Consider the following 12,656-nt stretch of genomic DNA (forward strand, 5'->3'; position numbering starts at 1 on the left):
GAACATTAGGTTAATGTAAACCGCTTGCAAGCTAGGCATCAAAATAAACAGGATACAAAATGAAATATTTCGCAGCAATAACCTTATTAATCAGTTTGTTGGCGGGTGCTGAGGTTGAAAATAGCAATCCCAAGTTCGATCCTGAACTGGCAGCAAAATTAGGTGCCGATGATTACGGCATGAAGAGTTATGTGTTAGTGATACTTAAAAGTGGCAATAATTCCTCAAAAGACGAGAGTGCAAGAAAAAACGCATTTAGAGGTCACATGGAAAATATCAAACGTTTGGTTGCAATGGACAAGCTGATTGTTGCCGGACCGCTAGGTAAAAATGATAAATCCTATCGAGGCATTTTTATCTTAAATGTAGCCACGCTAGAGGCTGCTAAAGAAATGTTGCAATCCGATCCTGCCATCACTGCGCAATATTTAGACGCTGAACTATACAACTGGTACGGTTCTGCCGCTCTACCTGAATATTTACCGGCGTCCGATAAAATATGGAAAGCGTCGCCATAAGACATAATTTGCTATGAATTGATTGAGTAATTTTTTATCCAGGCAATTATTGTGGGATAGAGATCTACAATTTTTTGGGAAGATGTTTTAAGGCGGTATTGGCGAGTAAGCTCTTGGTTAAAAGCTTTAAATTGATGAAACCCTTTACGGGTCACCATAAACTGCTGAATGTATCTTTGAATAAACAAGTAGTCTTTTGAGGGGTAATTTTCCAAGGCATATAAAGAAAACAGTGACCAAGTCATATATTCATTAAATACTAAGTAGGGTTTGTTATAACTACCTCCTTTATACCAAAGTGATAAATCTGTAAAAGCGGCATTGATCTCGTCAATATATTTGTCTGAAGTCGGATTGACATAAGCATGATCAATTTCAGTGAAAAATGAGCGAGTAAACTTAATAAATTGAATGGGTAAAGGATCGAGGGTATTTTCATAACGATTCGGCGCGCTGATAAACAAAATGGATTCATCAAAGCCGTTATTAGAAAACTGTCGAGCACTATTGTTTCCGGGACCTAATGGTGAAAAGAAAACTTTAAGGCTATGGTATTTTGTAGGGAAGTGAGATTCTAACCAGCGCCAAATATATTCTGGTTGAGCCCCTAGGCGGAAAGTTTCGCTCAATTTTGCGTAATAACTAGTCTGTAGTTTATAAAATGTTTTGAAATCACTTTTATTTGCGAAGTCCTCTAACAAGGAAATGTTGCTGTTAATATTATCCTTTGCTCGAAAGCCATGGTATTCATGAGATCTTTGTATTTTGTCGCCGTTGAATACATATGCTGGGCCATTTTCAACGAATGAATAGTAATTGAGATCATCGCGTATTGTAAATATGTCATGGTCTTTAAAGGGCGCAAACCACTGCAACATGTCCTCGTAATATTCTCCTTTAGAATGCATCTTAAACTGGGTGTCATAAAATTTATCCGACAAAGCCAAAATGATGTTACTAAGCTCGTAAACTTCAGGTATTTCAATGCTGACCTTGCCTTTATGCCTTTGCATATATTTTTGACTGTAGTGGGCAGGGTTAGTTTGAATATTGAAGGAAATGGTTTTGACTTGTTGTTGAAATTTTAAATGTAAGTGTGCGGTTTCGTTGTCATGACTAACTATAGGTAAGCTTGTATGGTCATATTTAATTTCTACACTCGGCGTGGCTGACCAAAAAGTTAAATCAATCACTCTATTTTCGGGCAAAGAATTAAAATTTAAGTTTTCATTAAAAAAGTCATAGGTGAGCAGCGAAAAGTCAGCAGTCTTCAATGAAAGGTAATAGTCCTTAGCTTGTGTTACGCCACAACAGCAAAGGGTTAAAATTATAAATAGATATTTCAACACTAACTTATCCTTCAAACTATATTGCTGGTGATAGTTTCTTTTTTAGAATTTAGCTAATCGCAATGCCAAACATCATGGTTAGATGGGCAACTATGTGAGCTGCTATGGCACATTCCAATCCCCGTTTCCAATATAAATATCCAGCGATGAAGCCAAAAATGGCATTGGCCAAAACAATATAACAGATTAAAAGTAGACTTATTTGCGGTGACAATGCAAAAGCGATAGGCAGGTGGCCCGCCCCAAATAACAGGGCAGAGAGGGCAATTGCCAAGATATAGTTATGGGCTTTTATTACTTCGCCTTGGGTTTGCGTTACGCGATAGATTATCCACACCAAAGTAGACATTAAGCCCCAACGGATCAGTAATTCTTCGGTGATCCCGCCGTATAATATTTTTGTATACCAAGGTAAGGCTAGCTTTTCGCCGGCCACAATAAACTCTGCAGGAAGATAGGAGTAACTTGCGAAAGATATGATTAATAAAAGGGCTCCACCCAACACACCACCTAATAAAGCTGGCACTATTTGTGGTCTTAGTTCTTTAAACATAGCTGTAGAATTTGTCATGGCTAGAATAACCGGCGACTTTAGTCCTACTTTTTCTGAAAATACTTTGCCCAACACAATCATTAATAACAGAAACAGCGATGATTGTAATACTGAAATAAGCTGGAGTATTTCAATGGGAAAAGGAGGAGGTTCAGGTTGCAATGCCATTAACTTTGGGATCACCGGCAGCATGGATATCACACCAAGCAAGCCAAGTGAAAAAAGTATTGTTGTAGGTTGGGGTTGTTTAAACATAGTTACCCGTTTCATTTTTGTTAAATAGACAAAAAACTTCTTAATTCGTCTTGTCTTGCCAGCCCATCTTGCATACCTAAAGCAATTAACTCACGGCAAAATTCTTTCTCAAATAACAAGTAACTTAATAGGCTGGAGTCGGCTTTATCGTGCAGCCCCATCATGCGTAGTAAAATCTTAATCCCTGAGGGCATACGATGAAAATGACTTGCCGCCATATCGTTAAAGTTAATACTAGGATTAATCACTAAGGTGTCTATGGTTTTGAGCTTAGTTTGTTGTCGTTGTTGGTGCGTCATGTGGGCGATGGTTTGGTTTATCCGTGTGAGACGTTCGAGATCAGATTTAAGGGTATCGGCAAAAATGGTATCGAGCAAATGCCCTGCTATTGCGATACTACTGGGATATTTACTCATATCTACAAATCGCGAGATTTTTTCTGGTTGTTCGACCCCTATAACTAGTATTTTTTCTGCACCCAAATGGATCGCAGGGCTAAGAGGTGATAATTGATGCACCGAACCGTCTCCCAAAAACTCACCTAACATTTTTACTGGCGGAAACAACATAGGGATAGCCGAAGAGGCAATCAAATGTTCGGAGTTTAGAGTACAAGGTATGCCACGTCTTTGTTCTCGTTGCCAGGCAGTTAACTCACTATGGCCTTGGTAAAAGCTGATGGAATCGTGGCTAGAGTAACTCGACGCATTCACACATATTGCGCGCAACTGACCCATTGAAATGTTTCTATCGATACGATGAAAATCCAAGCTACTTCTTATGAGGCGGCGCAGAGGTTGATTGTTCAATAAGCTCGACGGGTGCTTTTGACTTTGCTCGGATTGAAAGCTAGTTAAAAAATTACCTGCTAGATGTTTAAACACATCTCTAATGCCACTGTCGTAGACTTGGCGAGTGTGAAAGTTTTTCCAAACCCATTCTAATTTTCTAAGGCCAAGATGGTAACAAGAAGCATAACAAGCTAAACCTGTAGCATTGATAGCACCTGCAGAGTTGCCACACACTATAGGAAAAGGTAAGCCTTGGTTGCGGGGTAAAAAAGTGGCTATGGCTTTCAGTACACCCAATTGATAGGCGGCTCTGGCACCACCACCAGATAATAACAAGGCATATTGATTTCGCTCTGACAAAAAGCATGCTCCTTATAATGTAAGCGATAACCCTTCGGCGGCAGCAAAAAGTACCAGATCTGCGCCACCAATTTCGATGATCTCTTGGCAGTGATGCTCGATCTCGGCAATATCGTCGTCGGTTCGAATATGGTCGTGGCTATACAAAGCCATGCGTTTTGCGCGACTGCCCATGGCGAGTTTTACCGCTTCTTCTGCGACCGAGTGCCCCCAGCCTGATTTAGCAGGCATGTCAGATATCATGTATTGGGCGTCATGGATAATGAGGTCGGCATCGCGGCTAAATTCCACCCATTCCAAAAAGTCAGTATTTTTTTTGTAGGGTGGATATAGCTCGTTGTCGGTGATATAGGCGACTTTTTTACCGTCTGCCTCTATACAAAAGGAACTGCCACTACCGGGGTGATTCATGGCTAGGCGGCTAATTTTAGCTGAGCCTATGTGCCACTCTTTAACTGTCTTTGGCTGCGGGGTAATCTGGATGTTAGACGGTAATGTTTTGTAATCAACGGGAAAGTAACTGCCACTCATTTGTTCGAGAATGGCATGGTCAGCGTCGAAGGTAATCTGACCAGGGGTGATAAATATATTACGTTTGGGTTGATAGATGGGTGCAAAAAAAGGAAATCCCTGAATATGATCCCAATGATTATGGGTCAGTAATAAATGAATATCATTGGATTGTTTAATGAGCTTTTGACCGAGGTTTTTGATCCCCGTACCGGCATCCAAAATGATATCGGTACCATCGTCTAAACACACGTGCACGCAGGCTGTATTACCGCCGTATTTAATAAACTCAGGGCCGGGAGAGGGGCAGGAGCCACGTACCCCATAAAAGGTCACTTGCATTTAAGATCTCATTAATAAGCTGGTTACTTCCATGGATCTAAACAATATCACTAAAGATGAATTGAATTAAGTATAAACTTATGGGGTATGTATGCAATAGTATAACAACTTGTTTTTTATAATAAAAAAGCGCCAAGAGGCGCTTTTTTAATGTACGTCATAAAAGTTGTGGGCTGGTTTATAAGTTAGCTACAAAGTCTGTCACTTGATCAATTTCAAGTAATTGTTTTTCACCGGTGCGGCGATTTTTAACTTCTACTTTATTTTCATCTAAATTACGTTCACCAATAACAATAGTGTAGGGGATCCCTACTAGTTCCATATCGTTGAACATTACGCCGGGACGCTCTTTTCTATCATCAAACAACACTTCTACTCCAGCTGCTTGGAGCTTCGCGTACATAGGCTCTGCAACCTCTTTAACGCGATGAGATTTATGCATATTCATGGGTACCAAAGCCACTTTAAAAGGTGCGATAGCGTCTGGCCAGATGATCCCGTATTTGTCATGGTTTTGCTCAATTGCAGCCGCCACAATACGTGATACACCTATGCCGTAACATCCCATGCTAAGGGTTTTGTTTTTACCGTTTTCATCTAATACGCCACAATTCATGGCTTCTGAGTATTTTTCACCGAGTTGGAATATGTGCCCTACTTCGATGCCGCGTTTTATTTCTAAGTTGCCGTTACCGTCTGGTGAAGCATCTCCGGCAACCACATTGCGAATGTCTGCGACTGTATGCTCAGCTGCATCTCTTGCCCAATTCACGCCAGTGTAATGAAAGTCTGTTTCGTTAGCACCACACACAAAGTCGGCTAAATGAGCGGCGCTGTTGTCAACTATAACTGGGATAGTCATGGCAACTGGTCCAAGTGAGCCAATAGTGCAGTTTAGCGTGTCTTGTATTTGTTGTTCATTTGCCATAGTTAGAGGGGCAAACACCCCTGTCAATTTTTCTGCTTTGACTTCGTTTAGCTGGTGGTCGCCACGCAGTACCAGTGCAATTAACCCTTGCTTACCTGTTTTGTCAGGTTCAGCCAATACAATTAGGGTTTTAACCGATTGCTGTGGGGGAATAGTTAAAAACTCGGCTACCGCCTCTATGGTCTTTTGCCCGGGAGTGGCAACTTTCTCTAAATTTTGTGTCCCTTGCGGGCAATCACCACTCGGTGCTAAGGCGGATGCTTTTTCGATATTGGCTGCGTAATCGGAGCCATTGCTAAAGGCAATGTCATCTTCGCCAGACTCCGCTAACACGTGGAACTCGTGCGAGGCACTGCCACCAATCGAACCATTATCGGCAATAACGGGGCGATAATCTAACCCTATACGTTCAAAAATATTACAGTAGGCTTGAAACATAGTTTGATAGGTGGTTTCTAAGCTGCTTTGATCTAAATGAAATGAATAGGCGTCTTTCATTGTGAATTCGCGGCTACGCATAATGCCAAATCTAGGACGAATTTCGTCTCTGAATTTGGTTTGGACTTGATACAGATTTAAAGGCAGTTGTTTATAGCTACTGACTTCGTTTTTAACCAGCGACGTGATCACTTCTTCGTGAGTCGGCCCCAATACAAAGTCACGAGCATGCCTGTCCTTAATTCGTAATAATTCAGGGCCGTATTCTTCCCAGCGGTTTGATTCTTGCCATAAATCAGCAGGTTGGACTACAGGCATCAAAATTTCAATTGAGCCAGCTTTATTCATTTCGTCGCGCACTATATCGGCCACTTTATTCAGCACTCGTAAACCAGACGGCAACCAAGTATATAAACCTGAAGCTAGTTTTCTGATCATACCGGCACGCAGCATTAACTGGTGGCTAATAACTTCAGCATCGGCTGGGGTTTCTTTTTGTGTGGATAACAAATATTGACTAGTGCGCATGAAGAATAAAATCTCTGGGTTTGAAGTAAAAATCGGCGCTTATTCTAACAGCTATATTGGCTAAAGCTAGGATGGAATATGGGATAGCGTTAATTTTTTTGGATGGCGATGACCACATTTTGTTGCTGAATAACTTGCCATTGAATATTGAGGTCGTACAAGCCCATACCGTAGGTTTTATCTGGCTGCGAATTGTGGTGATAAGCGGGGCGGGGATCTTGACTCAGTACTTCGCGAATAAGCGTGCCTAATGTGGGGTAGCTGTGCTCAAGTTGTTGTAATTGTTCGGTGGCTTGTTTATTAAAAGTTACTTCCATTAGATCTGGACTATCTTGTGCAATTCCGCCTTGAGCATGTGTAATGCTATCTGCGTAGGGTATATAAGGTTTAATGTCTATGATGGGGGTTCCATCTAATAAATCCATACCTTTAACCGTTAGAGTCACCTGATTACCTAGAGTGCATAGAGATTTAAATTCCACCACAGACATACCCAAACTGTTGGGCCTAAAAGTGCTACGAGTGGCAAATACTCCGAGTTTTTGATTGCCGCCCAAACGAGGGGGACGAACTAGAGGGGAGTGGCCTTTATCGGCAGTGTGGTGAAAACGAAATAACAACCAAAGATGACTAAATTGCTCTATGCCGCGCAAATAGTTAGGATCATTAAACTCCTCAAAAAAAGTGACTTTTCCTACTGCACTTTTAACTAAACCCGGCTGGCGAGGAATGGCAAATTTTTCTTTATAAGGCGTACAAATTTTTCCAATTGGCTGAATATTGATGGTCATAAACCTGAGTTCGTTGAGGTTGCAGAGGGTGTATTGCTATATGGTTGCCTAAACTCATGGCTTATTCAATGAAAACTATAAGGGCCTATTGGTATTCTGATAAGTCATTGGATACCATGACTTTATATTTGACCAAATAAAGTTGCTTAAGTGTGTTTGAATTAAAAATTACTGATAAAAATTTGTTGTCCCATTGGTATTTACATGATTTGGTGGCTCAGCAAAATCTAAAAGACTTTCGCTTGATTGACAGCATATTGTATAGCCCTAGCACTTTTGCAGACGCTCGGACTTCTAACTCGAAAATAAATGCACCAAAGGAGCATCTGCATAAGTTAGTCATTTTTACTGAAGCACTGCATCTACAACAATTAACCCAAGTGACAGATTCGTTAGCTGGGTATGTAGATTTAGCCTTTTATCGCGTTATTACAGTTGCTGGTGTTCAGGGATTCGCCATTTGTGCTTATGTGAGTCTGAAAACCCAAGATAACCTCAATCAGCAGTTAGAAAATACCGCTGAGCTTTTTAGTGTTGAGTTATGTTTATGTGATTCTGTCCCCACTTTAGCTCAACCTGGTTTGTTATTGATGGATATGGACAGCACGGTAATTGCCGTTGAATGTATTGATGAAATTGCCTCGTTGGCGGGTGTTGGTGAACAAGTGTCGGCCGTAACTGCACAAGCCATGCAAGGAAAGTTAGACTTTGCACAAAGCCTACGCACTCGCGTTGCCTGTTTAGAATACGCAGATGAATCCATTTTGCAGCAAGTGCGTGATGCCTTGCCTTTAATGCCCGGCGTGGCCAACTTAATTAGGATATTAAAAACCTACCATTGGAAAATCGCGATTGCGTCGGGTGGCTTTAGCTATTTTGCCGATTATCTTAAAGGCAGGCTCAACCTCGATAGCGCTGTGGCGAACGATTTACAAATAATCAATGCAAAGCTCACAGGTAAAGTCAAAGGCGATATCGTTGATGCCCAAGTTAAAGCACAAACCCTTAAAAACCTCGCCGAAAAGTGGTCTATAGCGCCAAGTCAAACTATCGCTATGGGAGATGGTGCCAATGATTTGCTGATGATGAATGCCGCTGCCTTAGGAGTCGCTTTACACGCTAAACCTATAGTGCGGCAACAAGCAGATATGGCTATTCGCCGCTCAGGGTTAGATTCACTACTGTGGGTATTAGCTGCAGCCCAAAGGTAGTTTGCCTACAGCTTTGAAGATAGCACTAAATATTAGGCTTTAAGTAACTGTTCAATGCCCACTTGCTTAATTTTGTGCGTTGCAGGGGGCTTGTGATTCAACTGTATTACATTTGCATCAAACTCAAAACGTCTTAACACTTCGTCGCTTACATCTATAATATCCCCCATTGCGGCAACATTCCAAAGTTGCTCTTCCAATGATTTCGCTTTATGTACAGCATAGGAGCTTACGTAGTTGAGTTCTGATTGCATGGTCTCAAAGTCGGGTCTTCCGGTGCGCGCTAGAAAAACTTTTAACGCAATGAATTGGCCATTTTTTAACGCTTGAGTAATAAACTGGCGGCGTTGTTCCGAGTTGCTAAATTGCTCTGAAAAGTAACTGTTGATTGCATCTCCAATTGCTTCTTGGCTTGGGTCAAAGGCCACAAATAACTCTCGCATTTCAGGGCGATCGTTAGGCCTAATCTTTGCCAATGTCCGATTGATAAAATCGTGACGATTTTTAGCATTTCGATACAGTGGGTATAAGTTAAGCTGGTTGGATTTAGCTTGAAATTGTAAAAGTTGAAATAGTCTATTGTTCACTGCTGCTGTAGCAACGACATCAGGAATAAAATCAACACTGTTTTTACGTAAAAAGAAAGCGACATTAATCACATTCTGAGCGTAAATGTTGCGCAGGGCTTCACCTATTCCCGGCACTTCTTCTTCGTCTCTGTAAGACTTAAGTTTAGAACGGTTTGACTTAATTAAGGCTTCAAAAAAACGTCGCGCGGTATTACTGTCTTCTGTGACAAAATTTTGTAAATGTAGGACGTTGCGATCATTTGATAGGTGGCGAACCATATAAGGTAAATTTGACAGCTCAAACTTAGATGTAACCGATTGTAGTTGTGGAAAACTCAAACTCACTTTAGCTTTAACATCTTGATGAAAAAACTTATCTAATTCAACCCTTAATCCTTGCGTAGAAATATCCTCGGTATGCCCATCAAACACCAGATCATCAATAGTCACTTTCACTGAGGTACGTAATAGAAATCGTGTCTCTCTGCGTTGGTTAAAATATTTGAAGCGATAAACTGTTACCACAGCAGGGGGCTTATTGCGTGGGTGTCCAAATACTTTAAGCTGCGACAGTTGTTCACGCTTGATCTTAATTTTTTGGTAGTGTTCGGTACTGTTGTCGTCGGTGATGTTAGTCAATAAGGCCACATGAGTAATATTTTTTAATCGCGACATTAAACGTGGAGAAGGTGGATGATTTTGTCTTTTAACTTTGTCGTTAATGGCATTTCCAATCGACAATGGTACAAAGCTTTGTTTTGGATCGACCTGCGTAAATTGCAATTTATAAATCCGCCAACTGGCTTTACGGGCACCATAACCTAGAAATAATTGCTTTAACTCGGGTTTTGCATCTAGCTCTGTATTGCTGGCCGAGTAAAAGTAGATCTTTTCATCTTTAATATGATTAAACACAAAAATAAACATTTCTTGCTGGCCTTTTGCAAGCCCTTGTTTTATGCGTTCTTCAGTTAATAAATAGCCAATTTTCAAGTCTTGTAATTCATTGGCCCAATACTGAATTTCTTCTCTATTACAGTCATTGGCTAAGGCGTACTTGGGCGTATACTGCTCATTTACTTGGTCGATAAAAACCGGAATAGAAGCAAAATTTGGAATGTAATATTGCTCGTAGGTTTTGTTTTGAATGGCAGTGATAGTATTGTCTAAATTGACTTTGTAGCGACGTTTATTGCCATGTATAAAGCGTTCGAAGAATTTGTCAAAAGAAGGAAATGGGATGTCGAATTGACGTTTTAGATGGACCCTTTGATCGTGATCTGTTCGCTCTACATGACTAATAATGTATGCCACGCCTTGGCGTTTATCGAGTAAATATTCTTTCTCTAAACCACGAAACTGTACGGTAAGGCGATCGTCAGGTTTGAGAAGGTGCTCTTTACTGGCTTTTACTTTAAGCCCATTGACCGAAACATCAATAGTTGTGGCTTGGATGCTTTTGTTTAGCTCAGTAAACATTTCAATGTTCACCGAAAAATTCATGCGCTCTTCGCCACGCTGTACAAAATTGCCAAACTTGATAAGCGGCGCCTGAAAATTTTCTGGTTTGGTTTTTTCGGATACGGGATTGGTTTTATTTTCTAACGCGGCTTGTTGTTCTTTTTTATGCATCACCCGAAAGTTGTTTTCGGTATTCATAACCGCTTCATATACACCTATGGTGTATTCACCAAAAATGCGTACTTGGCGTTCGAAGGTTTCTATTGCATGATCATCTAAAGAGTGCTGCTTGCCTTGGTGTACGTATATTCTGCATTTGCCGTCAACTAAGCCCCGTAAATCTATTAAACGGATACATGGCCTAGCCAATCGCATTAATTCCATTTTTAGTAGAAAGCGTTTTTGTTTTGGCACAGCTGCAGCAACCTGATTCAACACCTGATTAAATTCAGGCTCGTTGATCATAGGTTTAAGCTCTTCAATAATGTCGTGGTATTCTTCTAAGTCTTGACTCATGAATTCAGGGTAAACTTTTCATTATTATGAGGTTGAGTGCTTAATGTTATCGTTATCGGCATTATTGCTAAAACGTTGACTTATTGGTCATATCACCTAAACGTAAAATATGACAGTTAGCTGATGACAAACAACTTAAAACTTACAACAATAAAAGATAAAAATTAATGGCTAAACGCAAAACCGCTTATGTGTGCTCTGATTGTGGAGCCGAATATCCTCGATGGCAAGGACAATGTAACGATTGTAACGCATGGAATACCATTACCGAGTTTGTGGTATCTGCTGCAAGTAGTTCAAGTAGTCGCCATAGTGGAGGGTATTCAGGGCAAACTCAAGCAAAAGTAGAGTCCTTGGCAAGTATTGATTTACAAGCGTTGCCTAGATTCGCATCCACCTATAAAGAACTAGATAGGGTGTTAGGCGGAGGCATAGTGCCCGGCTCTGCCATCTTAATTGGTGGCTCACCTGGTGCCGGTAAAAGTACCTTGTTATTACAAGTTATGTGTCAAATGGCTGCGAAGAAAAATGCATTGTACGTTACTGGTGAAGAGTCTTTACAGCAGGTGGCCATGCGCGGGCAGCGCCTTGGTTTAGCAAATGACTCATTAAAATTGCTAGCAGAAACCAATGTGGAAGTGATCTGTGATTTAGCTTTGCAACACAAACCCGAATTGATGGTGATTGATTCAATTCAAGTGATGCAAGTGCCTGATGTGCAATCTGCACCGGGCAGTGTGTCTCAGGTGCGTGAAAGTGCCGCATACCTAACCCGTTTTGCTAAGCAACAACATATTGCCATGTTTTTAGTGGGCCATGTGACTAAAGATGGCAGTTTGGCCGGACCTAAGGTACTTGAGCATTGTATTGATTGTTCAATGATGCTTGAAGACGAAAGTGATAGCCGTTACCGCACATTAAGAAGTCAAAAAAATCGCTTTGGGGCGGTAAATGAACTAGGTGTGTTTGCCATGACCGAAAAGGGTCTGAAGGAAGTGAATAATCCATCTGCCATCTTTTTAAGCCGCGAAGAGCAACAATCACCCGGCAGCATAGTCATGGTGGTGTGGGAAGGAACAAGGCCGTTGCTGGTGGAGATCCAAGCCTTAGTCGACTATTCACAAATGGCTAATCCAAGACGCGTGGCCGTTGGGCTCGATCAAAATAGGTTGGCGATGTTATTGGCCGTATTGCACCGTCACGGCAATGTGCAGATGAACGACCAAGATGTGTTTGCCAATGTAGTAGGCGGGGTGAAGGTCAATGAAACCAGCGCCGATTTGGCATTGTTATTATCCATAGTATCTAGTTTTCAAAACAAGGTGTTGGATAAACAGCTGATCGCGTTTGGAGAAGTAGGGTTAGCAGGTGAAATTAGGCCGGTTCCCAATGGTTCAGAAAGGATCAGCGAAGCCGCCAAACATGGCTTTAAAAAAGCCATAGTGCCCAAAGCCAATGTGCCAAAGCAGAAGATGGCTGGCATCGAAATCGTTGGTGTGTCGAGGTTATCTGAGGCTCTTGAAGCAATATAAAGGT

Annotated in this window: 10 protein-coding genes; 3 read left to right on the top strand and 7 right to left on the bottom strand. The window is 41.3% G+C overall.

Annotated elements, in window-relative coordinates; genetic code table 11:
* Positions 1-59 precede the first annotated feature (59 nt).
* On the top strand, positions 60-518 hold the full coding sequence (locus tag Q0688_RS16630; RefSeq protein WP_299079388.1) for a hypothetical protein: 459 nt from the start codon (positions 60-62) through the stop codon (positions 516-518).
* Positions 519-529: 11 nt separating this feature from the next.
* Here Q0688_RS16630 and Q0688_RS16635 read toward each other — a convergent pair whose 3' ends face one another.
* The 6 genes from Q0688_RS16635 to tsaA all read right to left on the bottom strand — a co-directional run bounded on the left by Q0688_RS16635 (position 530) and on the right by tsaA (position 7,363).
* Positions 530-1,867: a DUF4932 domain-containing protein gene (locus Q0688_RS16635; RefSeq protein WP_299079393.1), complete on the bottom strand. Its 1,338-nt coding sequence runs from the start codon at positions 1,865-1,867 to the stop codon at positions 530-532.
* 49 nt (positions 1,868-1,916) lie between these two features.
* On the bottom strand, positions 1,917-2,675 hold the full coding sequence (locus tag Q0688_RS16640) for a CPBP family intramembrane glutamic endopeptidase (RefSeq protein WP_299079396.1): 759 nt from the start codon (positions 2,673-2,675) through the stop codon (positions 1,917-1,919).
* 20 nt (positions 2,676-2,695) lie between these two features.
* Positions 2,696-3,826 (bottom strand): patatin-like phospholipase family protein, encoded by a 1,131-nt coding sequence (locus tag Q0688_RS16645; RefSeq protein ID WP_299079399.1) that lies wholly within the window; start codon positions 3,824-3,826, stop codon positions 2,696-2,698.
* A gap of 12 nt (positions 3,827-3,838) precedes the next feature.
* Positions 3,839-4,678 (bottom strand): MBL fold metallo-hydrolase, encoded by an 840-nt coding sequence (locus Q0688_RS16650; protein WP_299079402.1) that lies wholly within the window; start codon positions 4,676-4,678, stop codon positions 3,839-3,841.
* A gap of 178 nt (positions 4,679-4,856) precedes the next feature.
* On the bottom strand, positions 4,857-6,572 hold the full coding sequence (locus Q0688_RS16655) for a proline--tRNA ligase (protein ID WP_299079405.1): 1,716 nt from the start codon (positions 6,570-6,572) through the stop codon (positions 4,857-4,859).
* Between the two features lie 89 nt (positions 6,573-6,661).
* Positions 6,662-7,363 (bottom strand): tRNA (N6-threonylcarbamoyladenosine(37)-N6)-methyltransferase TrmO, encoded by a 702-nt coding sequence (gene tsaA / locus Q0688_RS16660; RefSeq protein ID WP_299079408.1) that lies wholly within the window; start codon positions 7,361-7,363, stop codon positions 6,662-6,664.
* Positions 7,364-7,515: 152 nt separating this feature from the next.
* On the opposite strand from tsaA, the gene serB reads away from it, so the two are divergent.
* On the top strand, positions 7,516-8,574 hold the full coding sequence (serB, locus tag Q0688_RS16665) for a phosphoserine phosphatase SerB (protein ID WP_299079411.1): 1,059 nt from the start codon (positions 7,516-7,518) through the stop codon (positions 8,572-8,574).
* A gap of 32 nt (positions 8,575-8,606) precedes the next feature.
* Here the strand turns inward: serB and Q0688_RS16670 are convergent, their stop codons facing one another.
* Positions 8,607-11,120 carry a PilZ domain-containing protein gene (locus Q0688_RS16670; RefSeq protein WP_299079414.1) on the bottom strand — a complete coding sequence of 838 codons (2,514 nt, stop codon included), beginning with the start codon at positions 11,118-11,120 and terminating at the stop codon, positions 8,607-8,609.
* Positions 11,121-11,287: 167 nt separating this feature from the next.
* Here Q0688_RS16670 and radA point away from each other — a divergent pair, with 167 nt between their 5' ends.
* The gene (radA, locus tag Q0688_RS16675; RefSeq protein ID WP_299079417.1) at positions 11,288-12,652 is read left to right on the top strand and encodes a DNA repair protein RadA; all 1,365 of its coding nucleotides are present in this window, start codon (positions 11,288-11,290) and stop codon (positions 12,650-12,652) included.
* Positions 12,653-12,656 lie beyond the last annotated feature (4 nt).

Source organism: uncultured Paraglaciecola sp. (assembly GCF_937123705.1).
Lineage (GTDB): Bacteria > Pseudomonadota > Gammaproteobacteria > Enterobacterales > Alteromonadaceae > Paraglaciecola.